Genomic DNA, 22,048 nt, shown 5'->3' with positions numbered 1-22,048 from the left:
GGGAATACTTGCCGCGATCACCGTCATTGCGAGCGAAGCGAAGCGAAGCAATCCAGACCGTCTCCGCAGAGGGACTCTGGATTGCTTCGCTCCGCTCGCAATGACGAGTGGACAAACCTACAGCGTCGCCGCGACGCCTTCCGATACCGGTCGGAAGTTCGCAAAATCCCAGCCGCGGCCCGGTGCGGCCTCCAGCAGGGCCCTGGTGTAGGCTTCCTTCGGATGCGTCAGCACCTCGGCGGCCAGGCCCTGTTCGACCACACGGCCGTGCTGCATCACCACGACCTCGTCGCAGATTTGCGCTGCGACGCGCAGATCGTGGGTGATGAACAGGATGGCGATGCCGAGCCGATTCTGAATCTCGTCGAGCAGTTCCAGCACCTGCGCTTGCACCGAGACGTCGAGCGCGGAGACCGCTTCGTCCGCGACCAGCACGTCCGGATCGAGCGCGAGCGCACGCGCAATGGCGATGCGCTGGCGCTGACCGCCGGAGAACTGGTGCGGATAGCGCGTCACTGCGTCCGCAGGCAGGCCGACGAGCTCGAGCAGCTCGCGCGCCCGCTTCATCGCATCGGCATGCGGGGTGCCGTAATTGATCGGGCCTTCCGCGATGCTCTCGCCGACGGTAATGCGCGGGTTGAGCGAGCGATAGGGATCCTGGAACACGATCTGGATCTTCTGCCGGTGCGGCTGAAGCAGTCGGCGCGAGATGTCGGCGATCTCGCGGCCGGCAAGGCGCACGCCGCCCGAGGTCGGATCGATCAGGCGCACGATGCACCGCGCGACCGTCGACTTGCCCGAGCCGCTCTCGCCGACGATGCCGAGCGTGCGGCCCTTGCGCAGCGTCAGCGTCACCTTGTCGGCGGCGACGACCTCGCGGCCTTTGCCGAAGAAGGCACGCTCCTTATAGACCTTGCCGAGCTCGTTGGCTTCCAGCACCACCGGCTCTTTGGTCTCGGGCCGCGCCGCGCGCGGCACCAGGCTCGGCACCGCTGAAAGCAGGTTGCGGGTGTACTCCATGGTCGGGTTGCGCAGCACGGTCTCGAGCGGACCGGTCTCGACCAGCCGGCCCTGCCGCATCACAGCGACGCGGTCGGCGATCTCGGCGACGACGCCCATGTCGTGGGTGATGAAAAGGACGGCCGTGCCGTGATCGCGCTGGAGGTCGCGGATCAGCGTCAGGATCTGCTTCTGCGTGGTGACGTCGAGCGCGGTGGTCGGCTCGTCGGCGATCAGCAGCTTCGGCTCCAGCACCAGCGCCATCGCGATCATGATGCGCTGGCGCTGGCCGCCGGACAGGCGATGCGGATAGGAGGCGAAGATGCGCTCGACCTGGGGCAGGCGGACCTGCTCCATCATGTCGAGAATGCGCTTCTTCCGCGCCTTGGCGTCGAGATCGGTGTGGGCGCGCAGCACTTCGTCGATCTGGCGGCCGACCGGCACCACCGGATTGAGCGCGGTCATCGGCTCCTGGAAGATCATCGCCATCTGCGTGGCGCGGAGCTGGCGCAGCCGGCGATCGGTCGCGGTGAGAATCTCTTCGCCGACCAGCTTGACGCTGCCGCCGGTCGGAACCAGCGTGCCCTTCGGCAGCAGGCCCATCGTGGTGAGCGAGGTCACCGACTTGCCCGAGCCGCTTTCGCCGACGAGACACAGTGTCTCGCCCTTGTGCACCTGGATCGAGATGCCGTCGATGATGTTGGCGCCCTTCGGCTTCTTGCCGACGGAGACGACGAGGTTGTTGATGTCGAGGACTGGGTTGGTCATCACTTGATCCGTCATCACTTGCCCTCCCGCTGCTTCATGCGGGGATCGAGTGCGTCGCGGGCGGCGTCGCCGATCAAATTGATGCTGAGGATGGCAATCGAAAGCAGCAGGCCCGGCCAGAAGATCAGCGTCGGCTTGAGCTGAAAATACTGACGGCCCTCGGCCATGATGTTGCCCCAGGTCGGCGTCTCCGGCGAGATGCCGGCGCCGAGGAAGGAGAGGATGGCCTCGGTCAGGATCGCGGAGGCACAGACATAGGTGCCCTGGACGATCAGCGGCGCGATCGTGTTCGGCATCAGATGGCGCCACATGATCTTCGGCAGGCTGGAGCCGACCGAGATCGCGGCTTCCACATAGGGCTCCTCGCGCGCGGACAGCACGACCGAGCGCACCAGGCGCGCCACGCGCGGAATTTCGGGGATGGTGATCGCGACCAGCACGGTCCAGATGCTGGCGCCGGACAGCGACACCACAGCGATCGCGAGCAGGATGCTCGGCATCGCCATGAGGCCGTCCATGACGCGCATCAGGACGGCATCGACCAGCTTGAAGAAGCCTGAGACGAGGCCAATCGCAAGGCCGATGGCGATCGCCAGGATCGCCGAGCCGATGCCGATCAGGAGCGAGATGCGGCCGCCATAGATGACGCGCGACAAGAGGTCACGGCCATAGGCGTCGGTGCCGAGCAGGAACTGCGCCGAGGCCGGCTTCAGCCGCTGCGAGGGCGCAAGCTGGACCGGATCGTGCGGCGCGATCAGCGGCGCCAGGATCGAGACCAGCACGATCAGCGCGAGCAAGATCGTGGCCGCCGCGATGATCGGCGTCGAGGTGAGGAATCCGAAACGCGGCCGCAGCGGCGACGTGATCGGAATGGACGACTGGGGAAGGCTATCGACGGACATTTTTGTTGGTATCCTTAGCCCTAGTACCGGATCCGGGGATCGAGCAGCGTGTAGGCGACGTCGATCAGGAGATTGACGACGACATAGATCAGCGACGTCAGCAGGATCATCGCCTGGATGACCGGATAGTCGCGCGCCAGCACCGCGTCCACCGTGAGGCGGCCGATGCCGGGGATGTTGAACACGCTCTCGGTGACGACGACGCCGGAGATCAGCAGCGCAAAGCCGGTGCCGATCACGGTGATCACGGGCACGGCCGCGTTGCGCAGCGCATGGCGCATCATCACGGCGACCTCGTTGATGCCCTTGGCGCGGGCGGTGCGGACGTAGTCCTCACCGAGCACGTCGAGCATCGCCGCGCGCGTCATGCGCGCGATCAGCGCGATGTAGATGAAGGAGAGCGCGCAGGTCGGCAGGATGATGCGCTCGAAGAACGGTCCAAAGCCGTTGAAGATGCTGCGGAAGCCCTGCACCGGCACCCAGCGCAGGTCGATCGCGAAGACCTCGATCAGCAGATAGCCGACCACGAACACCGGCACGGAGAAGCCGAGCACGGAGAGGCCCATCACGAAACGGTCGATCCAGGTGCCGTGCTTCCACGCCGCGATGACGCCCAGCGGCACGGCGACGATCACCGCGAGGATGATTGTCGAGAGCGCAATCGAGATCGACGGCTCGACGCGCTGGCTGATCATCTTCATGACTGGCAAATTGGAGATCAGCGACGTCCCGAGATCGCCGTGCAGCAGCTTGTTCATCCAGGTGATGAACTGCACGATCAGCGGCTCGTTGAGGCCGAGCGAGTCGCGGATGCGTTCCAGCCGTTCCGGCGTCGCGTTATCGCCGGCGAGAATTGCGGCGGGATCGCCCGGCGTCAGCCGCAGCAGCAGGAAGACGAACAGCGCGACGACGCCCATCACGGGCACCGCGGCCAGAACGCGGCGAATGAGATAACCTAGCATGCACCTATCTCCGGCTGCGGAACTTGTGGGGCCCGGAGGCCCCCGTGGAATCGGTTCTTTCTATCATGCACGCCTGTCACTCGGGCTGGAAAGCCGGCCGGAGAAGCCGACGTTTCGGGGCAAATTGTGTGCCAAGGGCAGGGCGGTCGCAAGAGGCCGCCGAGCCTCCGATATCGACCACTCAGGATGCATGGCGGAACTCGCGCTCAACCCTGAGTGACGGTGCGGCCGGCGGTGCGTTGAGCCCGCGCCAGCCGTCGATGGTTCCGGCAATCATCTGCGCGGTCGCGGCCGACAAGGTCCAGCCGAGATGGCCGTGGCCGGTGTTGAAGAACACGCCCGGCATCCGTCCTGCGCGCACCACCGGCATCATGTTCGGCATCATCGGCCGCAGCCCGGCCCAGGGCACGACCCTGGACGTTTCGACGGCGGGGAAATTGTTGCGCACCCAGTCGACCAGCGGCTGCACCCGGTCGGCGCGGATGTCGCGGTTGAAGTCGTTGAATTCGGCGGTGCCTGCGACGCGGAAGCGATCGGCGCCGAGCCGGCTGGTGACGATCTTGGCGGCTTCGTCGAGCAGGCTGACGGTCGGCGTCGCATTGCGGCTCGCCGCAGTGTCGAGCTGCACGGTGATCGAATAGCCCTTCACCGGATAGACGTTGACGCGCTCGTCGAGGAGGGCGGCGAAGTGACGGCTGGCCACACCGGCGCAGACCACGACACCGTCCACCTTCAGCATGCCGCGCGCGGACGCGACAGCGTCGGTTGCGGAAAGATCAGCCCAGCCGATGACAAAGCCGCCACCTGCCTGGGCAATGGAATCGATGTTGGCTTCGTGGATAAAGGTCGCGCCGCGCCGCTTGCAGGCTTCCGCAAGTCCGCGCGTGAATTTGTGGATATCGCCGGTCGCATCCGACGGCGTGTAGAAGCCGCCATAATAGTCCTTGCGCAGCGTCGGCTCGATGGCGCGGATCTCCTCCGGTGTCACCGGACGGCGATCGAGCCCGCCTTCCTTCAGCAGCGCGTTGACCTGCAGACCGGATTCAAAACCTTTCTTGTCGTGACAGATGTGCAGGATGCCGCGGCGTTCGAGATCGAAGTCGATGCCTTCGCGCTCCGCGATCTCGAACAGATGCTTGCGGGCTTCGATCGCGAGCCGTGTGGTCTGAACCGTGTTGGCGCGGTAGTTGCCGATATTGGCGACGAACTCGCTCATCCACGAATATTTGTGCCAGTTCGGCCGCGGGTTCATCAGCAGCGGCGCATCGCGCCGGAACATCCAGCGCAGACCCTTCAGGATCGTTGCGGTGCTATTCCACACCTCGGCATTGCTGGCGGAGAGCTGTCCGCCATTGGCGAAGGAGGTCTCCATCGCGGCGTAGCGGTGCTTGTCGAGCACCGTCACCTTGTATCCGCGTTCGAGCAGGGCATGGGCGGTCGTTACGCCGGTGATGCCGGCGCCGATGATGGCGATATGGGTCATGATAGTTCGGGGCTCCCGTGAGTTAGGATAGGCTAACCGCCGGCCAAAGGCCGTTGGCGGCGCCCCATCTGTCACGGTTACCTGAGAGCTTGATCCGTTGCGGACCCTGTGAGGTCAGCTCCGGACTATCCCCTTCGGTGGACGTCACGATCCCAAGATCGTGCCATCTCTCTCCAGATCGTCCTGACGATACGGTCCTTTTGCCTGAGAGTTTCCGGGGCGGTTGCTCCGTCGGCGCCGCAACGAAAGCTTGAACTCTCGTCGCGATCTCTCCCGCATCGTCGCGTGGACAATCGAGCAGTACGATGCGCCTCATTTTTAGACAAGGCTAAATTTCAACCGCGACTGCCAACGCATTGTGCAGTGCGAAGTTGATTCAATTACTCCAGCGTCGCCAGCAAACCGGCCATCAGGCGGCCGCGCTCGACCAGGCTGTCGACCTCGATGAATTCTTCCAGCGTGTGACCGTTGCCGCCGCGCACGCCGAGGCCGTCGAGCGTCGGGATGCCCATCGCGCCGGTAAAGTTGCCGTCGGAGCCGCCGCCGGAGCTCGCATGCGGCAGCTCAGTGCCGAGCGATTTGGCGATGTCGCGCGCCTTCTCATAAAGCGCCATGGTGCCGGCATCCGGCTCCCAAACCGGCCGTGTCACGCCGCGCGTCACCTTGAACGTGACATCATTGGTCGTGCCCGACAGCGCCAGCATCCGCTCGACGCCGCGGTCGAGATCGGCCTGGCGCTTGGCCATGGACAGCGCCTCGCCGGTGGCGGTCGTGGCAACGCAATTGACCCATTGTCCGCCATGTACGACGCCGACCGAGAAGGTGCAGTCCTCCGTCGTCATCGCGTCGATGGCGAGGATCTGCCGCGCCATCTCGCGGATCGCCGAGCGTCCGGCCGACAATGTCGCGCCGGCATGGCTCGGCCGGCCCGTCGCTTCCAGATTGAAACGCGCGATGGCATAACGTCCGGTGGTGACGCCGTTGTCGGCGCGGCCCGGTTCGGGCACCAGCACATATTTGTTGCGCGCGGCTTCCGCCTCGATGATGTCTCGCGTCGAGGGCGTGCCGACTTCCTCGTCGGGCGTAAACAGCACGGTGATCGGCAGCGGCGTGGTGAAGGAAGCGCGTGCCAGCTGCCGGATCGCTTCCAGCGAGAGATAGTTGCCGCCCTTCATGTCGTAGATGCCGGGGCCGTAGCACTTGTTGCCCTCGCGCCGCCATTTCAGCTTCTCGATGGTGCCGACCGGGTGGACGGTATCCATGTGGCCGGCGATCAGGATGCCCGGCTCGCCCTGTTTCGGATGCGGGAAGCGCGCGCGGATCACGCCGCCAAAGCCCTGTCGGCCGCCGATGCGTTCGATCGTCGCACCCATGATCGCCATATCCCGCGCTGCGATATCCAGCATGCGGTTGACGGTACCCGCATCCCAGGTCGGGCTCTCGCATTCCACCCAGGCGCGCAGGCCCTGGAGCATCGCCTCGGAATCGAAGGGAAGATTGGCTGGATTCATCTTAATGTCTCTCAAGCTTCGAAAGATGGAACGCGCATTGCATTGGCGCGGACAGGACTGGCGGAAAGCGTTGTAGAGCCAAACCGATCTTTGTGGAGCCCGTGAGCGCGCCGCTTGGGGCTGCAGCGAAACCGGATTGACGCGCTCGGCACTGTCTGCAAGTCTCGAAAGACAAAGGCATCGCATGAGGTTAGTTCGCCTAAAGAACGAACCGAATGCTCAACCAATAACCTGCCTTTGAACAGTTTCACGTCAGGAGAAACTTTTATGTTGAGCTTGATGCGCCGGGGGCGTCGCGCGTTCGCCTCCACACTTGCGCTATCGGTCGTTGCGCTTTCGACGGCGATGGCCTCGCCGGTACTTGCCGCCGCCAGCAAGACCATCACCGCGGTGATGCATTCGGATCTGCGCATCATCGATCCGATTTTCACCACCGCCTACATCACGCGTGACCATGGCTACATGGTCTACGACACGCTGATCGCGACGGACTCGAACTTCAAGATCCAGCCGCAGATGGCGGACTGGAAGATCTCCGACGACAAGCTCACCTACACCTTCACGCTGCGCGACGGCCTGAAGTGGCACGACGGTACGCCGGTGACGGCGGAAGACTGCGCCGCTTCACTGAAGCGCTGGGCCGCGGTCGACGGCATGGGCCAGCAGATGATGCAGTTTACTGCGAGCATCGAGGCGACCGACCCAAAGACGATCACGCTGAAGCTGAAGGAGCCCTACGGCCTCGTGCTCGAATCCATCGGCAAGCCGTCCTCGCGCGTCGCCTTCATGATGCCGAAGCGTCTCGCCGAAACGCCGCCGGACAAGCAGATCCCCGAGCAGATCGGCTCGGGCCCGTTCAAGTTCGTGCAGGGCGAATTCCAGCCCGGCGTCAAGGCGGTGTACGTCAAGAATACCGACTACGTGCCGCGCAAGGAGGCGTCGAGCTGGACTGCCGGAGGCAAGTTGGTCAAGGTCGATCGCGTCGAATGGATCACCATGCCGGATGCGCAGACCGCAGTGAACGCGCTGCAATCGGGCGACATCGACTTCATGGAAGTGCCGCCGTGGGATCTGCTGCCCGTGCTTGAAGGCAATGCCGACCTCAAGGTCGAGACGCTGAACAAGTTCGGCTACCAGACCCTTGGGCGCATGAACTTCCTCTATCCGCCCTTCGACAATCCGAAGATCCGCCGTGCCGCACTTCTGGCGATGAACCAGAAGGACGTGCTCGACGCGCTCGTCGGCAATCCCAAATACTACAAGATCTGCGGTGCGTTCTTCATCTGCGATACGCCGTTCGCGACCGACGTCGGCTCGGAATCGCTGGTCAAGGGCAACGGCATGGCGGAAGCCAAGAAGGCGCTCGCCGAGTCCGGCTATGACGGCACGCCCGTCGTGGTCATGGTGCCCGGCGACGTCGTGACGCTGAAGGCGCAGCCGACGGTCGCGGTGCAGTTGCTCCGCGAGGCCGGCTTCAAGGTCGACGCGCAGGCGACCGACTGGCAGACGGTGGTCAGCCGGCGCGCCAGCCAGAAGCCTCCGAAGGAGGGCGGCTGGAACATGTTCTTCACCAACTGGGTCAGCGCCGACGTGTCCAACCCGATCGCCAATCTGTCGATCGGCGGGCAGGGCAAGAAGGGCTGGTTCGGCTGGGCGGAGAACGCCAAGATCGAGAAGCTCAAGGACGACTTCGTCCGCGCCGCCTCGCTCGACGATCAGAAGAAGATCGCGACCGAGATCCAGAAGGAAGCCTACGACCAGGTGATCTACGTGCCGCTCGGCCAATATCTGGCGCCGAGCGCATGGCGGAAGTCGCTGACCGGCGTGCTCGACGGCCCGGCGACGCCGGTGTTCTGGAACATCGACAAGACCGAGTAAAGCGAGGGCGCGCCAGCGCGCCTTTCTCGACCGTTACGCGGCGTCGCTGTCATCAGCGGCGCCGTTTTCGTTTGTCAGCCTGGCGTCAGCTTTTAACTCTTCCAGTGTCCAATCATTGCTATTTGTTTCTGACTTGAAATAGATGTGCGCAGTTTGCCCATCACTTCCTTCCTGCATTCGAGTCCCGTGGCGATTGATTTTTCATTTCGAGCAATGGCAGAGCGGTCCGATCGCGCGCCGGCGCGATGGCGGCGGCCTTTCCTGCGCTGGCTCGACGGCGTCGAGACGGGCTGGGCCGTACCGCTTCTCATTGTGTGCTTCGTCGCGCTCTGGACGATCTATCTGGCCGTCGCCTATGCCGGCAGCGGCCTGCACCCCGATACCCTCGAGGCCTGGACGCTCGGGCGCCGTTTCGCGTGGGGCTATCACAAGCATCCGCCGTTGATGGGCTGGGTTACGGCGGTGTGGACCGCCGTCTTCCCGCTCACCGACTGGTCGTTGCAATTGATGGCGATGGCCAATGCCGGGCTCGCCCTGTTTTTCGTCGACCGGATCGCACGGCAGTTCGTGACCGGGGACAAACGCATCCTGGTGCTGCTGCTCTTGATGCTGACGCCGGCCTATCAATTCCACGCCCAGCGCTTCAACGCCAATGCGGTGCTGCTTGCGCTCTGGCCGCTCGCGACCTGGTGTTTTCTGCGCGCGTTCGAGACCCGCAGCGCGGCCTGGGCGGTCGCCGTAGGATGCACGACGGCGCTGGCGATGGTCGGCAAATATTATTCGGTCTTCCTCGTGGCAAGCTTTGCATTTGCCGCGCTGGCCCATCCCGCGCGCCGCGCCTATTTCACGTCCGCTTCGCCGTGGATATCGGTCGTGATCGGGCTCGCGGTATTGTCGCCGCACATCTACTGGCTCGCGACGACGGGCGCGTCGGCCTTCACCTACGCGATGGCGCACGCCAACGGCAACTTCGTGAGCTCACTCGGCGAGGTGCAGAACTTCCTGCTCGGACTCCTTGCGGCCATCAGCGTATCGGCCGTCATCTGGGTGATCATCGCAGGCACACGGCTGAAGCAATTTGCGGCCGACTTCGCCGCGATGAGTTCCGGCCTGCGGCTTCTTTTCTATGTTGCGATCGGCACGATCGTGCTGCCGGTCCTGACGTCGCTGGCGATGGGCACCGATCTGCCGTCGCTATGGGCGCTGCAAGGGCTGTTCCTGTTCGCTGTGCTGATCGTTTGCGGCACGCGCTACCCGATCGAAAGATTCTACACCGTCAATGTCACGGTCATGACCGCAATCGTTGGGCTCGCCGCTGTCTTCGTCGCCGCCCCGATTCACGCCGTCTATCGCAACAATCACGGCTACGAAGAGGGCCGGAATTTCTACGCGCAGGTAGCCAACGAGCTCACCCGGGAATGGCACGAGCTGACCGAGGAACCCCTCAGCGCCGTCAGTGGCGACGATTCGCTGGCCTTTGCGACCGCGTTCTACAGTCCGGACCATCCGTATTACGCGCGGCCGTTCGAATTTCAGTACATGTGGGGCCTGCCGCGAAAGACGACATTGGATCGTGGTTGGGCCGCGCTCTGTTTCAGCGGCCAGGACTATTGCGGCAGGTGGATGGAGTCGGTGTCCGCGCGCGCCGGGCATTTCGTCAAGCGGCAGTTCACCGTGCAGGCGACGCTATGGGGCAAGCCCGGCCTGACGCGAGACGTGGTCGTGCTGATCGTGCCACCGCGAACGAGCAGCGCGACGCCCGAGAGCGCCGCGCAGGACTTCAGCGCCAGCAGGCGCCCGCCGGACCAGGCTTTGCGCTCAGCAATGGCTGTCGCGGATTCGCTCGAGGCCTTCGCTCGCGAAGGGGGGAGTGAACGGAGCTTGGTCGGCGCCCGACGTCGGGCGTTCCGTTTCCGCCCGATCCGGGGTGGTGTTGTCTTCGCGATGTTCCGGTTCCATGAGGCGGCCTTTCGAATTGCTGCAGTACAACATCGACCCGGCCGGGAAGTTCCTCATGCGATGGGACGATGATGCGGCTTGAACAGCCGTCCCTTTTCCACCACCAGCACGATCGCAAGCGCCGCCAGCGTCGACAGGAAGAAGCCGACCGAGAACGGCAGCAGCGTGCCGTCGAAACTCTGCCCGATCGCCATGCCGACGACGATGCCGATCAGCGTCGTGATCGAGCCGTAGAGCGAGGAGGCGGTGCCGGCGATGTGGCCCTGCGGCTCCATGGCCAGTGCGGTGAAGTTCGCGACCATCATGCCGAACGAGAACATCATCAGAGCGGACAGCACCATGAACAAGGAAAGCGGCAGCATGCCGAGGCTTTCCGTCAGCAGCATCACGCCCGCAACCGCGGTGTAGAGCGTCAGCGCGCCGTGCGAGATCACGCGCATGCCGAGCCGTCCGACCAGCTTCGCATTGAGGAAGCCGGCGATCGCGGTGCCGGCCGCGATCGCGGCGAAAGCAATCGGGAAATAGTGGCCGAGATGATAGATGCCGGTGAAGACCTGCTGCGCCGAGAAGACATAGGCAAAGAGTGCGCCTATCACGCTGCCGGCGGCCGTCGCATAGCCGATGGTCTGGCGGTTGGTCACGGTCTGCCGGAATGCCGAGAGCACGTCTGCGGGCGCCAGCGACCTGCGTTCGGACTCGGGAAGGGTTTCAGGCAGCCGCAGCACGCTCCATGCGAGCGCGAGCAATCCGTAGAGCATCAGTACGACGAAGATGCCGCGCCAATGCGTGACCAGCAGCACCGCCTGCCCGAACGAGGGCGCGATCACCGGTACCGCGATGAACACCATCATGGCGAGCGACATCACGCTCGCCATCCGGCGGCCGACATAACAGTCGCGCACAATCGAGGTCGCGATCACGCGCGTTGCCGACGTGCCGAGCCCTTGCAGCGCGCGCGCCAGCAGCAGCGTCTCGAACGAGGGCGCGGCGACCGCCAGCACGCTCGCCACCGCATAGACGGCCATGCCGCCGAGCAGCACCGGGCGGCGGCCGAAGCGGTCCGACAACGGGCCCATGACGAACTGGCCGGCGCCGAAGCCGATCAGGAAGGTCGAGAGCACCAGCTGAAGATGGTTGGCGTTGGGAATGGCGAAGGCTGCCCCTATGTTGGGCAGCGCCGGCAGCATCATGTCCATCGCAAGCGGATTCAGCGCCATGATGGACGCGATCACGATGACGAATTCTGGAAAACCCATAGGCCGGTGTCCCGAGGACACCCAATCGTCGGCATTGACGTCGGACAAAGCTCACCTCTGAAAAAGAGGCTTTTTGATCGGTTATGCTGCGTCGCACAACCCATGTTTCGGGATGGCTGACAGGCGGGGCGGCGGCGCACACGAGTTTGTGAGGTCGCGGGCCGCGCGGAACTCCTGGGTCAATCAATCGAGCGATCAGCTCGTAACTTTCGCAATCCAAAGTTCTAAGATTCCCGGCTTAACAAGCGGCTCTTTGCTAAGGGAGATATCCGGACTCAAGTCGCCCCTGATCTTGTCGTAGACCTTTCTCTCAATCTCTTCCGAATTGGCTTTCTTGATTGCTTCGATGACTTGGTCGTCCGTTAAAGGCATGATCAATCCTGATATTCAGAAATCAGTTTTGCGGCCCTATATGGCTGCGGAAAAACGCCGTCGCGTTGTTTTGGGGCTGGCTCTCTCCGACAGCGAAACCCCACTCAACCACGAGATTCAATCCGTCCCATCATCAGATTATCTCAAGGCGATTTTGTGTAAAGTATCAATCATAGAATGTGATTGCGTGAGGCATCTTGTCGTCGCGAGCGAGCGCGCGAGCTTCGCCAAGCCCGAGATCGCGATCGGCATCACGCCGACCTTCGGCGGCAAACAGCGCCTGCCGTGGCTCGCGGGCCGCAAGCCGCATCACACGGCATTCGCGCCTCGCCGTCGCGCGGGTCATCACCGCCGCCACGCGGGGCCTCAACGTCTCGATCTCGGAAGGCCTCGCCATCGAGAGCGAGCAGTTCGCACGCATGGCGGCGGCTCGGGACACGCGCGAAGCGCTCGATGCCTGGCTTGCCGTCCGCTCGTCGCGGTAGGGGTGGCGCGGCGGATCTGGCGGTCGCGGCGACAGGGAACCGGTTCCCCGCCGTCCAGGCGGAGCGCTGGCAACCAGGGATTCACCATAAGCGCGAGCGCAACGCACAGGGGAGATGAATCCGCAACCCATCCTGTCCATGGTGGCACGGCTGGCGCCGCGTTGGCGCCGGGAGAAACCTGGCCAAACAAGGTATCCGATTGTGTCCGATGTCACCGGTGCAGCACGATGGTTGGAGCCCTCGGCCGACACGGCTTCGCGGCGGAACTTCTGGCTTGCCTGCCTGATCGCACTGACCACACTGCTGGTGCTCGGCAATCTCGCCAACGACGCCGTGCTCGACATGAAATATGGCTGGGACACCCGCGTCAATTGCGCGGCGGTCGATGCATATGCCGGCGGGCTCGATCCTTATTTCGTCAAGAACCTGAAGGGCACCAAGCTCTCTTATCCCTATCTCCCGGTGACGCTGGACGTCTTCCGCCCCTTCTGCGCGGGTGGATTCATGGTTGATCACTACAAGGGCATCTTTCCTGTCCTCGCCGTGCTTTGCGGGCTCCTCTTGCCCGGTCTTGGCCGAACGCGCCCGAGCGCGCGCGATGTTGCGCTGAGGGTGCTCTGCGCGCTCGGCGCGTTCGTCGGTTTCGAATGGGTGCAGGCGTCCGGCAACTTCGCGATCCTGAGCGGCGTGCTGACCGCGATGGCGCTGAGGTTTCTGCTCTCTCTGTCCGCATCCGATGCGCCTGAGGACAGCAACTTTCCGCGGCGGCTCGCCGGCGCCGCGCTGCTCGGCCTCGTGACGTCGTTCAAGCTGGTGTTCTTTCCCGTGCTGGCCGCTCTCTATTTCCTGCCGCTGCCGCGCGGCCGCAAGCTCGCGCTGATCGCGGTCGCGGCGTTCAGCTTCGCATTGCCGATCCTGATATCGCGGCTGATGTACCCCGAGCTGTTCGCGAGCTGGCAACTGGCGATGGGCGGAAAGATCCCTGACCAGCATCTCGTCGATCTCTTCGAGATCAATCCGTCGCTGCTGCTGGCGGCGCGCGACCTCATGGATTTTGCCGGCCTCGGTGACAGCAAGGCGGCGACGTTCGCGACCTATGCATTCGCAGCACTCGCGCTCGTGCTGCTGCCGTTCGCCTTGTCCATCCTGCGTGTCGTCAAGAGCCCGCCGCCGCAGGAAGGCGGATCACTTCTTGCGCGACTGGATCGCTGGCTGATGGATCATCCCCGCGTCGCCATGCGCATCACGGTGTTCGCGATGTTTGCGCTCTATCTCAGCTCGCCGCGCCTCAAGGAATATGCCTTTTTCGAGCTCGCGCTTTATGCCGCGATCCTCGTCGTCGATCTTCCGGCCCTGTCACTTGCCGCGTTCCTCGCCGTCGGTCTCGCCTTTCCGGCACTGATCTCGATTCTGGGGACGGCATTCGAGGGCAGCTTCATCCTGCTCATCATTGCGCTGACAAGTTTCTGGATCCTGCTGCTCGACTTTCGCGCCGAGCCGATGCGGCTGGAGACGGAAGGTGCGCAGTCATAACGCATGCCGCCGCGTCCGCCGGAAAAGGACGGCGCCTTGCCCCCGCGCAGGCTCCATCCGGTTCGCGACTGCATCGTTCTGCCGCCCGCCTTTGGGCGGAGGCTCGCCCCGTCAGCTCCGATGGTGCGGGCAGCCGGGGTCGAACCGGCACAGCGCTTGCGCGCCGAGGGATTTTAAGTCCCTTGCGTCTACCAATTCCGCCATGCCCGCTTGATCCAACGAGATCAAATAGTTAAGTCCACCTCCGGCCGTCTGGAATTGGTGCGTTTCGTGGGCCGGATGAGCGGTTCTTCCTTAAGCGAGCCGGCCGCGCAAGGCAAAGCCTCAATCCGGACATCTGTTGTTGCTTTAGGCATTCTCAATCCACGGGGACTATTCATCCGGCATGGCTGCTTCGCTTTCCTCTCCGCTGCGCTTCTGCGGCGCGCTCGTTGTGCTGCTTGCGGGCGGCGCACTGTCCGGCTGCGCCAGCATGAGCGAGACGGTCGCTCCGGCCTTTGCCGACCCTGGCAAATACGAATTGTACGACTGCAAGCAGCTCGAGGGTGAGCGCAAGGCGCTTGCCGCCCGCACCGCCGATTTGCAGAAGCTGATGGACAAGGCCGAGACCGGGGCCGGAGGCGCCGTCGTGTCCGAGCTCGCCTATCGCAACGACTACATTGCGGTGCGCGGGCAGTCGCAACTTGCCGAGGAGGCATGGCGCCGCAACAGGTGCCGGGAAACGCCGCCCGGTGTGACGCCGGCGGCCTCTGCTCCGCAGCGGCCGGACATCAAGCCCGCCCCGAAATCCGGTAGCGCCGTTCGCTGAGCTGACACGATTGCGTCCGCCTCAGGGGCGCCAGCCGTAGATCCAGTCCTGCCGCGCCAGCATGCGCTCCGGGCCGAGCGCGCGGATCGCAACATCGCGCGCGATCGCGAACGGCCCACCGAGATGATAGATGCGGCCCTGCTGCCGCGCTGTCCGCTGCACCCGCCGCACCCGTGCCTGCCGCGCGCGGCCATATTGCTTCAGCGCCGCCGCGATGCCGGCCGCGCTCTCGGCAGCCTCGAGGCTCAGATGCCGGGCGAGCACGGCGGCGTCCTCGATCGCCATGCCGGCGCCCTGGGCCGCGAATGGCAGCATCGCATGCACGGCGTCACCGAGCAGGCCGACCGGTCCTTCGCTCCAGGGGCAGCCGTCCGGCACGCCGAACAGCGCCCATTTGCGCCAATTGTCGACGGCAGTGAGCATCATCCTGGCCGCCGACGGCCAGCGCGGTGCCGCGAAGGCGTCCATCACCTCGAACGGATCGCCCGGCGTGCTCCAGCCGGGCCTGTTCCAGGTCCCCGGCAGCACCGCGACCACGTTGATCTGGCGCCCGCCGGCGATCGGATAAGCGACGAGATGGGCATTCGGACCCATCCAGAGTTGCACCCGCCGCGCGGTAAAATCCTTCGGCAGTTGCGTGGCATCGAGCGTGCCGCGCCAGGCGATCAGGCCGGAGAAGCGCGGCTGCACCTCGGGAAACAGATGCTGGCGTACCGTCGACCAGATGCCGTCGGCGCCGATCAGTGCGCTGGCCAGATCGCTGCGGCGTATCGTGCCGCTGCGATGGACGACCGTCAGCCCCTTGGCGTGGGGCGCCACATCCTCGAAGGTCGCACCTAACTTCAGGTCGATATCGGGATGGTCGGAGACCGCGCCGGCCAGCGCGGATTGCAGGTCGGCGCGGTGCACCACCCAATAGGGCGCGCCGGCCCGCGCGGAAGCGGCTTCGCCGAGCGGCATGCGCAGCAGCTCGCCGCCGGCCCGCGCACTCATGACGCAGAGTGCCTCAGGCGTGACGGCGCTTCGCTTGAGCCGCTCGGTGAGGCCGAGCTCGACCAGCACGCGGCTGGCGTTGGGGGAGAGTTGCAGGCCGGCACCGACTTCCTCGAGCCGCTCGGCCTTTTCCAGCACGACGATGCGGAAGCCCCGGGCTGCGAGCGCAAGCGCGGCGGTCAGTCCACCGATGCCGGCACCGGCGATGACAATCGTTCGGGAGAGCGCCACCCCTGACCGTGAGAGGCGGTCAGGCCACCTTGTCCTTCAGCACGCATTCCGGCGGACGGGCCTCGCCGGCCTTCAGGTCGGCGGCGAAACGGTACAGCGTCGAGCAATAGGGGCAGATGATCTCGTTGTCGTTGCCGAGGTCCAGGAAGACGTGCGGATGATCGAACGGAGGGTTGGCGCCGACGCACATGAACTCTTGCGAGCCGATCTCGATGACGGGGACACCGGCATCGTTATGGAAGTGCGGGACGACATGGTCGGACATCGTAGTTCATCCTGGAGTGGCAATGGCGGCAGACACAATCAAACACTGACGCGGCATCTTTGAGGCGCCGCGGACCATACTGGTGGGTGCAGATGATTGCTAGTCCAGCGGAACCGAAAGGTTCGCAATTGCCCCATGCTCATTTGCTCATGCAAATTCGACACAATCTTGCGGCCTGAGAGAAGCCCTTCTTTCGTCGGGGACGTTGTGTCGCAATTTTGGCATACTATGTCTGTGGACGAGCGGAATTGCGACGAAAGACAACCATCAGGCGCAATGATCTCGGGGATCGTCCAGGCTCTTGGTATGACTCTTGGCATGAAGTGGCTGCGAATCAGCACGGCGTTGACCGGTATTGCGGCGTGCAGCTTCATGCTCGCGCAGGTAGCGCCGCATGCCCGCGAGGCCGGCGCGCTCCTCTCCGCCCAGGACGATCCGGCGGCGCTCTCCGAGCTCAAGCTCGATGCGCTGCTGCGGCAGAACGACCGCCTGGTTCAGGACAATATCGAGGCCGCGTTCGCCGCCGGCGACGCCGATCTCGCCGACAGTTTTGTCGCGCTGGCGCGTGAACGCAACATCGCGCTGCCCGACGACCTCCTCAACCGCGTGAGCGATGCGGTCAAGGAAGAAAATTCCACGGGGCATTTCGCCAAACGGTTCGCCACCGGCCTCGTCACCGGCAACGCCGACGATGTCGCGAGCCTGTCCGGAACCGTCGCCGGCGATCTCTTCGTGATCGGCGACATCAGGGACGTCGTGCGCGAGGGCAAGCACCTTGCCATGGGCGAGGACACCGATCGCCTGGTGCTGGGGCTTGCGGCCGCGGGCCTTGCCGTGACGGCCGTGACCTACGTCTCCGTTGGCGGTGCTGCGCCTGTTCGCGCTGGACTGACGCTGGTGAAGGATGCCCGCAAGGTCGGGCGGCTCGGCGAGGGACTTGCCGCATGGGCCGGCCGGTCGGCGCGCGAGGTGGTCGATACGCCGATGCTCCAGAACGCCGTCGCCAAGGGCTCGGTGTTCCGCCCCGGCGAGACCGCGAGCGCGATCAAGGCCGCGTTCCGCGCCGAGAAGGCCGGCGCGCTGGTCCGGCTCGGCAAGGACGTCACCCGCGTTGCCGAAAAGACCGGCACGCGCGGCGCCATGGATACGCTGCGCATCGCCGAAGGCCCGAAGGACGTCGCGCGCGCGGCCCGGCTGGCGGAAGCGCAGGGCGGCAAGACCCGCGCGATCATGAAGCTGCTCGGCCGCGGCGCGCTGCTGCTCGTCGGCGGCATGTTCGATCTGGCGCTCTGGCTGTTCGGCGCGGCACTGACGCTGTTCGGCCTGCTGTCCTCGATCAAGGCGACGACGGAGCGCCTGACCCAGGCCTGGTGTGATCGCAGACGGGCGCGGCGCCTTCGCCGTGCCAAGATCGCCGCCGAAGCTGCACTGGTGAATGCGGCCGTCACGGCCTAAGATCAAGCCTCTCCCCCTCAAGACCGCGGAACTGCTGATGCCGAGCTTTCACAACGGCGCCGTTGAAATTGCCTATCTCGACGAAGGCGAGGGCGATCCGATCATCCTGGTGCACGGCTTTGCCTCGAGCAAGAACGTGAACTGGGTCTATCCGACCTGGGTCTCGGAACTGCGCAAGAACGGCCGCCGTGTCATCGCGCTCGACAATCGCGGTCATGGCGAAAGCGCAAAGCTCTACGAGCCCACGCAGTACTCGATCCCGACCATGGCCGGCGACGTGCTCGCGCTGATGGATCATCTCGCGATTCCGCAGGCCGACATGATGGGCTATTCGATGGGCGGGCGGATGACGGCCTGGCTCTCCCTCAACGAGTCGCAGCGCCTGCGCTCGGCGATCCTCGGCGGCATCGGCATCGGCGGCCTGATCGAGGGCACCGGACCCGGCGAGAACGTCGCGAAGGCGCTGGAGGCGCCCTCGCTCGACGACGTCACCGATCCGGTCGGCCGCACGTTTCGCGCCTTCGCCGATCAGACCCGTTCCGACCGTCGTGCGCTCGCCGCCTGCCTGCGCGGCACCCGCGACCTCATGACGAAGGAAGAGGCCGCGCGCATCGACGTGCCCGTGCTGATCGCGGTCGGCAGCACCGACGACGTCGCAGGATCCGCCAGCGCGCTCGGCGCCATCATCCCGGGATCGGAAGTGCTCGATATCCCCAACCGCGACCACATGCGCGCGGTCGGCGACAAGGTCTACAAGACCGGCGTGCTCGACTTCCTGTCACGCCGCGGCTGAGGTCTCGTCGTCAGGCTGGTCGTCACCGAAACGACGCGCCAGCGCCATCAGCACCACGAAGGTCGCGACCCACACCATCCGTGCGCCGTAGCGGTCGTGCGGGCCCGAGATCACACCGCAGATGAAGGCGTTGCCGAGCAGCGCCAGCGTCACGGTTGCCGCCAGCAGCGTCAGATCGTCGAGCCGGCGGTTCGCGAGCGCATGCGCGAGCAGCCCGACCAGCGCCAGCATCGAGGCCAGCGCGACGGGAACGTGCAGCCAGTTGACGTGGTCGAAATCGAGGCCGTGATTCTGTTGCCGCGCCGCGCGCATCGGCGCGACCTGGGCCGGGATGTAGCGCTCGATGATGCCGTAGGTGTGTCCGATCCAGACACTGGTGCCTTCGCCGGTGGCCACATGCAGCAATTGCTGGCCCATCGCCCGCAACGCCGCGCCGGCCTGCCACGCCGGATAGTCGGCGAGCGATTGCACGACGATATAGCCCATCTCGTCGTTCATGCCTTCGAAGCGGCCGAGCGTGTTGAACATGCTCTTGCCCCACAGGAACTCGTCGGCGGTTGCCGGCAATTGGTCGCGATAGGGACAGAGCTTGTAGCGCTCGCGCGGGCAATGATCGTCGAGGAAGCGCGCGACGATACCGTCCTGCATCATGCGTCCGAAAGCGACGCCATAGCCGCCGGGCGTCCAGGCCCATTTGCCCGACAGCGCGTGGTTTGCCGACACCAGCATCAGGCCGCCGACGACGATGGTGAGGCTTGCCTGCGCCAATCCGGCGAGCGGCAGGCGGCTCCCCAGGAACGGCCGCACCATCCAGCCGGCGGCGCAGAGCCCGAACAGCACGCCGAGTGTGGCGCTGTGGGTAGCGGCGGCAAAGGCGGTGAAGACGAACAGCGAGATCTTTTCGAGGCCCGATGTCCGGCTCGCGCCGATGACCAGCAAGAACAGGGACAGGATCGAGAGCCCTGCAAAGATGTCCGTGAGCAGCATGCTCGCGAGCCAGGGCAGCGCGGTCGACAGGATCAGGCAGAGGCTGATCGCGACGAAGCGAGACGTCTGCATCAACCCGAGTACGCGCAGCGTCAGTTGCAACAGCCATAGCGTCGCCAGCGACTGGACCGCGAGATTGATCCAGAAGCCGAAATTCTCGCCGTAGTGCAGATAAAGGCCGAACACGGTGGAGCGGCTCGGGACCAGATAGCCTTCGTACCAGCGCGCCAGATAGCCGCCGGTATCCCATTGCAACAGCGGATAGCCGTTCCAGAACGCCGGCGCGATCAAGAGGAGGGGCAGTCCCACCGCCGCCAGCCGCAGCCAATACGAGCCCGCGGCGCCCGCGCGCAATTGATCGGTGGTGATGCTCAAATCTGCTCCGTCGTGTTCCCCGACCATGCCCGCAATAGCTGTCGAGGCGGAATTCACCAATAGTTTGACGCTGCCCGGCTTGAATTTGGCAAAACCCTGACCATTTTGAGCCGAACCTCGCCGCCTGGGGGCGTCAGAAGAAACTGTTGTGTTTCAAGGCGTTGGCGTGCTTTCGCGGAGCAACTCACTGTTCACTCTCAGGCAAGCCCGTCGGGACTTCGTCGGCTAGACTGTGTTATAGAGCCAGCAAAATGAGCCAATTCGAAAGAGCAGATCCTATGGCAGTGCATCAGGTCAGTCCGGGAGGAAAGCTCGCAACGCTCGATCCGATCTGGGATCGGATCCGCGGCGAGGCGGAGGACATCGTCCATCGCGAGCCGGAGCTTGCGACCTTCATCTACTCGACGGTGCTGCATCACAGTCGCCTGGAAGATTCGGTGATCCATCGTCTCGCCGACCGGCTCGATCATTCCGCGCTGTCGGGTGATCTCGTGCGCCAGACCTATGACGAGGCGCTACGCGAGGCTCCCGATCTCGGCAACGCCTTCCGCGCCGATCTCGTCGCCGTCTACGACCGCGATCCCGCGACGTCCCGCTTCATCGACCCCTTGCTCTACTTCAAGGGCTTTCACGCCATTCAGACCCATCGCCTCGCGCACTGGCTCTGGCTGAAGGGCCGCAAGGACTTTGCGTATTATCTCCAGAGCCGCGCGTCTGCAGTATTCCAGACCGACATCAATCCCGCCGCGCGCATCGGCCGCGGCATCTTCCTCGACCACGCCACCGGCTTCGTCTGCGGTGAGACCGCGGTGATCGAGGATGACGTCTCGATCCTGCACGGCGTCACGCTCGGCGGCACCGGCAAGGAGAACGAGGACCGCCATCCGAAGATCCGTCACGGCGTCCTGATCGGCGCCGGCGCAAAGATCCTCGGCAACATCGAGATCGGTCATTGCGCGCGCATCGCCGCCGGCTCGGTCGTGGTCAAGCCGGTGCCGCACAACGTCACGGTTGCCGGCGTGCCCGCCAAGATCGTTGGCGAGGCCGGCTGCGCCGAGCCGTCGCGCACCATGGATCAGATGATCAACGCGATGGGACTTTGAGCTCGAGAAAAGGGCCGGATTCTCCGGCCCAGCTCGTCCCCAAGTTCTTTGGCAATTCATGCTGGCGGTTCGTCGCGTCTCGTCCTAAAACCCCGCCAACCCAGATTTCGATTGGAGACTTGCCGTGGACGTCAAGGAAGTAAGGAAGCTCGACGCGTACCTGAAGCGCGTATTCGGCAATCCCAAGATCCGCGTCGTGCCGCGGCCGAAGAAGGATGATTCCGCCGAGGTCTATATCGGCGAGGAGTTCATCGGCGTGCTCTTCGTCGATGACGAGGATGATGATCGCTCGTTCCAGTTCCAGATGGCGATCCTCGAGGACGATCTCGTCGATCAGGAATAGTCTCGCGCCCGACGGCGTCGCGCGCGTCGCGACGCCGTATCTATTTCTTTGGCAGAATGCGCAGCCGCGCCGTGGCATCAGCGACAACGATGCTGTCCGCATCGACAAGCTCGGCTTGCACGACCATATCGCGATCCGTCCGTTCGATGACCCGCGCCCTTGCCGTGATCGGTCCAACTGCTGCGGGCTTCAGGAAGCGCGTGTCCAAGCTTCTTGTGACCACGGTCAGGTCGGGAGAAAGCGCGGCCAACGCACAAATCCCGGTGGCGGAGTCCAGCATCGCCGCCAGGAAGCCGCCCTGGACCGTACCATGCCTGTTGGTGAACGCGGGCTGAGCCTGGAAGCGGATCAGGGCCTGCCCGCCCTCGTCAAAGCCGAGCCATTCGCGCCCAACAATTGGGCGCCGGGAGGCAGATGGGTTGCCGCATCATTCAAGTCGATCGCCCATGCTGACATCATACCCCTGTTTTGCCCGACGGGTCAAGTTGGCTTCGTAAAATACGAAGTGATGACAGGCGCTTGGCTACTGTGCATGGGGTTGTTTTCGACATTTTTTGCCGGGAGGCTCCAGCCCGTTGCTGCGAGCC

General features: G+C 64.5%; 19 protein-coding genes, 1 tRNA gene, 1 pseudogene and 2 riboswitches. Of the genes and pseudogenes, 9 read left to right on the top strand and 12 right to left on the bottom strand.

Annotated elements, in window-relative coordinates; all coding sequences use genetic code 11:
* Nucleotides 1–117: 117 nt before the first annotated feature.
* The 5 genes from OWC48_RS18230 to OWC48_RS18210 all read right to left on the bottom strand — a co-directional run bounded on the left by OWC48_RS18230 (nucleotide 118) and on the right by OWC48_RS18210 (nucleotide 6,625).
* Nucleotides 118–1,767, bottom strand: coding sequence for an ABC transporter ATP-binding protein (locus tag OWC48_RS18230; RefSeq protein ID WP_282521201.1), 1,650 nt, complete (start codon nucleotides 1,765–1,767; stop codon nucleotides 118–120).
* Nucleotides 1,768–1,781: 14 nt separating this feature from the next.
* On the bottom strand, nucleotides 1,782–2,669 hold the full coding sequence (locus OWC48_RS18225) for an ABC transporter permease (protein ID WP_014494266.1): 888 nt from the start codon (nucleotides 2,667–2,669) through the stop codon (nucleotides 1,782–1,784).
* A 20-nt stretch (nucleotides 2,670–2,689) separates the two neighbouring features.
* The gene (locus OWC48_RS18220; protein WP_282521200.1) at nucleotides 2,690–3,631 is read right to left on the bottom strand and encodes an ABC transporter permease; all 942 of its coding nucleotides are present in this window, start codon (nucleotides 3,629–3,631) and stop codon (nucleotides 2,690–2,692) included.
* A 181-nt stretch (nucleotides 3,632–3,812) separates the two neighbouring features.
* Complete coding sequence (locus OWC48_RS18215) at nucleotides 3,813–5,114, bottom strand: D-amino acid dehydrogenase (RefSeq protein WP_282521199.1); 1,302 nt, start codon at nucleotides 5,112–5,114, stop codon at nucleotides 3,813–3,815.
* Between the two features lie 66 nt (nucleotides 5,115–5,180).
* Nucleotides 5,181–5,293, bottom strand: a riboswitch (glycine riboswitch).
* 3 nt (nucleotides 5,294–5,296) lie between these two features.
* Nucleotides 5,297–5,400: riboswitch (glycine riboswitch) on the bottom strand.
* 94 nt (nucleotides 5,401–5,494) lie between these two features.
* Nucleotides 5,495–6,625, bottom strand: coding sequence for a M20/M25/M40 family metallo-hydrolase (locus OWC48_RS18210; protein ID WP_282521198.1), 1,131 nt, complete (start codon nucleotides 6,623–6,625; stop codon nucleotides 5,495–5,497).
* A gap of 267 nt (nucleotides 6,626–6,892) precedes the next feature.
* Between OWC48_RS18210 and OWC48_RS18205 the strand changes: the two genes are divergently transcribed.
* Nucleotides 6,893–8,503, top strand: coding sequence for an ABC transporter substrate-binding protein (locus OWC48_RS18205; RefSeq protein ID WP_282521197.1), 1,611 nt, complete (start codon nucleotides 6,893–6,895; stop codon nucleotides 8,501–8,503).
* Between the two features lie 213 nt (nucleotides 8,504–8,716).
* Nucleotides 8,717–10,534 carry a glycosyltransferase family 39 protein gene (locus tag OWC48_RS18200; protein ID WP_282521196.1) on the top strand — a complete coding sequence of 606 codons (1,818 nt, stop codon included), beginning with the start codon at nucleotides 8,717–8,719 and terminating at the stop codon, nucleotides 10,532–10,534.
* On the opposite strand, the gene OWC48_RS18195 is transcribed toward OWC48_RS18200, so the two are convergent.
* Together OWC48_RS18195 and OWC48_RS18190 are read right to left on the bottom strand one after the other, a co-directional pair.
* Complete coding sequence (locus tag OWC48_RS18195; protein WP_404979780.1) at nucleotides 10,516–11,718, bottom strand: multidrug effflux MFS transporter; 1,203 nt, start codon at nucleotides 11,716–11,718, stop codon at nucleotides 10,516–10,518. The two genes, OWC48_RS18200 and OWC48_RS18195, sit on opposite strands and share 19 nt — an antisense overlap.
* Nucleotides 11,719–11,913: 195 nt before the next feature.
* The gene (locus tag OWC48_RS18190) at nucleotides 11,914–12,090 is read right to left on the bottom strand and encodes a hypothetical protein (protein WP_282521194.1); all 177 of its coding nucleotides are present in this window, start codon (nucleotides 12,088–12,090) and stop codon (nucleotides 11,914–11,916) included.
* 193 nt (nucleotides 12,091–12,283) lie between these two features.
* Between OWC48_RS18190 and OWC48_RS18185 the strand changes: the two are divergent.
* Nucleotides 12,284–12,575 (top strand): annotated as a pseudogene (locus OWC48_RS18185) (enoyl-CoA hydratase); the annotation flags it as partial.
* A gap of 201 nt (nucleotides 12,576–12,776) precedes the next feature.
* The gene (locus tag OWC48_RS18180; RefSeq protein ID WP_282521193.1) at nucleotides 12,777–14,108 is read left to right on the top strand and encodes a hypothetical protein; all 1,332 of its coding nucleotides are present in this window, start codon (nucleotides 12,777–12,779) and stop codon (nucleotides 14,106–14,108) included.
* A 121-nt stretch (nucleotides 14,109–14,229) separates the two neighbouring features.
* Here the strand turns inward: OWC48_RS18180 and OWC48_RS18175 are convergent.
* A tRNA-Leu gene (locus OWC48_RS18175) sits at nucleotides 14,230–14,318 on the bottom strand.
* Nucleotides 14,319–14,493: 175 nt separating this feature from the next.
* Here OWC48_RS18175 and OWC48_RS18170 point away from each other — a divergent pair.
* Complete coding sequence (locus OWC48_RS18170; RefSeq protein WP_282521192.1) at nucleotides 14,494–14,916, top strand: twin-arginine translocation pathway signal; 423 nt, start codon at nucleotides 14,494–14,496, stop codon at nucleotides 14,914–14,916.
* A gap of 21 nt (nucleotides 14,917–14,937) precedes the next feature.
* On the opposite strand, the gene OWC48_RS18165 is transcribed toward OWC48_RS18170, so the two are convergent.
* Both OWC48_RS18165 and OWC48_RS18160 read right to left on the bottom strand, forming a co-directional pair.
* Nucleotides 14,938–16,140, bottom strand: a complete 1,203-nt coding sequence (locus tag OWC48_RS18165) for an FAD-dependent monooxygenase (RefSeq protein WP_282521191.1) — start codon at nucleotides 16,138–16,140, stop codon at nucleotides 14,938–14,940.
* A 19-nt stretch (nucleotides 16,141–16,159) separates the two neighbouring features.
* The gene (locus OWC48_RS18160; protein WP_007602543.1) at nucleotides 16,160–16,405 is read right to left on the bottom strand and encodes a zinc-finger domain-containing protein; all 246 of its coding nucleotides are present in this window, start codon (nucleotides 16,403–16,405) and stop codon (nucleotides 16,160–16,162) included.
* 318 nt (nucleotides 16,406–16,723) lie between these two features.
* On the opposite strand from OWC48_RS18160, the gene OWC48_RS18155 reads away from it, so the two are divergent.
* Together OWC48_RS18155 and OWC48_RS18150 are read left to right on the top strand one after the other, a co-directional pair.
* The gene (locus OWC48_RS18155; RefSeq protein WP_282521190.1) at nucleotides 16,724–17,860 is read left to right on the top strand and encodes a hypothetical protein; all 1,137 of its coding nucleotides are present in this window, start codon (nucleotides 16,724–16,726) and stop codon (nucleotides 17,858–17,860) included.
* A gap of 37 nt (nucleotides 17,861–17,897) precedes the next feature.
* On the top strand, nucleotides 17,898–18,653 hold the full coding sequence (locus tag OWC48_RS18150) for an alpha/beta fold hydrolase (RefSeq protein WP_282521189.1): 756 nt from the start codon (nucleotides 17,898–17,900) through the stop codon (nucleotides 18,651–18,653).
* On the opposite strand, the gene OWC48_RS18145 is transcribed toward OWC48_RS18150, so the two are convergent.
* Nucleotides 18,639–20,015 (bottom strand): hypothetical protein, encoded by a 1,377-nt coding sequence (locus tag OWC48_RS18145; protein WP_282521188.1) that lies wholly within the window; start codon nucleotides 20,013–20,015, stop codon nucleotides 18,639–18,641. The genes OWC48_RS18150 and OWC48_RS18145 overlap by 15 nt on opposite strands.
* Before the next feature lie 278 nt (nucleotides 20,016–20,293).
* On the opposite strand from OWC48_RS18145, the gene cysE reads away from it, so the two are divergent.
* On the top strand, nucleotides 20,294–21,118 hold the full coding sequence (gene cysE / locus OWC48_RS18140; protein ID WP_282521187.1) for a serine O-acetyltransferase: 825 nt from the start codon (nucleotides 20,294–20,296) through the stop codon (nucleotides 21,116–21,118).
* A gap of 124 nt (nucleotides 21,119–21,242) precedes the next feature.
* The gene (locus OWC48_RS18135) at nucleotides 21,243–21,461 is read left to right on the top strand and encodes a DUF3126 family protein (RefSeq protein ID WP_007602550.1); all 219 of its coding nucleotides are present in this window, start codon (nucleotides 21,243–21,245) and stop codon (nucleotides 21,459–21,461) included.
* A 40-nt stretch (nucleotides 21,462–21,501) separates the two neighbouring features.
* On the opposite strand, the gene OWC48_RS18130 is transcribed toward OWC48_RS18135, so the two are convergent.
* A complete protein-coding gene (locus OWC48_RS18130; protein WP_282521227.1) occupies nucleotides 21,502–21,810 on the bottom strand; it encodes a PaaI family thioesterase in 309 nt (102 codons plus the stop codon).
* Between the last annotated feature and the right edge of the window lie 238 nt (nucleotides 21,811–22,048).

This window comes from Bradyrhizobium sp. Arg816 (genome assembly GCF_029989365.1).
In the GTDB taxonomy this organism is placed as follows: domain Bacteria; phylum Pseudomonadota; class Alphaproteobacteria; order Rhizobiales; family Xanthobacteraceae; genus Bradyrhizobium.
This window is presented reverse-complemented; position numbering and strand designations above follow the sequence as displayed.

Bases quoted from the DNA above. Each gene is read 5' to 3' on its own strand.
- OWC48_RS18230 (WP_282521201.1), bottom strand. From the start codon at position 1,767: ATGACCAACCCAGTCCTCGACATCAACAACCTCGTCGTCTCCGTCGGC.
- OWC48_RS18225 (WP_014494266.1), bottom strand. From the start codon at position 2,669: ATGTCCGTCGATAGCCTTCCCCAGTCGTCCATTCCGATCACGTCGCCG.
- OWC48_RS18220 (WP_282521200.1), bottom strand. From the start codon at position 3,631: ATGCTAGGTTATCTCATTCGCCGCGTTCTGGCCGCGGTGCCCGTGATG.
- OWC48_RS18215 (WP_282521199.1), bottom strand. From the start codon at position 5,114: ATGACCCATATCGCCATCATCGGCGCCGGCATCACCGGCGTAACGACC.
- OWC48_RS18210 (WP_282521198.1), bottom strand. From the start codon at position 6,625: ATGAATCCAGCCAATCTTCCCTTCGATTCCGAGGCGATGCTCCAGGGC.
- OWC48_RS18205 (WP_282521197.1), top strand. From the start codon at position 6,893: ATGTTGAGCTTGATGCGCCGGGGGCGTCGCGCGTTCGCCTCCACACTT.
- OWC48_RS18200 (WP_282521196.1), top strand. From the start codon at position 8,717: ATGGCAGAGCGGTCCGATCGCGCGCCGGCGCGATGGCGGCGGCCTTTC.
- OWC48_RS18195 (WP_404979780.1), bottom strand. From the start codon at position 11,718: ATGGGTTTTCCAGAATTCGTCATCGTGATCGCGTCCATCATGGCGCTG.
- OWC48_RS18190 (WP_282521194.1), bottom strand. From the start codon at position 12,090: ATGCCTTTAACGGACGACCAAGTCATCGAAGCAATCAAGAAAGCCAAT.
- OWC48_RS18170 (WP_282521192.1), top strand. From the start codon at position 14,494: ATGGCTGCTTCGCTTTCCTCTCCGCTGCGCTTCTGCGGCGCGCTCGTT.
- OWC48_RS18160 (WP_007602543.1), bottom strand. From the start codon at position 16,405: ATGTCCGACCATGTCGTCCCGCACTTCCATAACGATGCCGGTGTCCCC.
- OWC48_RS18155 (WP_282521190.1), top strand. From the start codon at position 16,724: ATGAAGTGGCTGCGAATCAGCACGGCGTTGACCGGTATTGCGGCGTGC.
- OWC48_RS18150 (WP_282521189.1), top strand. From the start codon at position 17,898: ATGCCGAGCTTTCACAACGGCGCCGTTGAAATTGCCTATCTCGACGAA.
- cysE (WP_282521187.1), top strand. From the start codon at position 20,294: ATGGCAGTGCATCAGGTCAGTCCGGGAGGAAAGCTCGCAACGCTCGAT.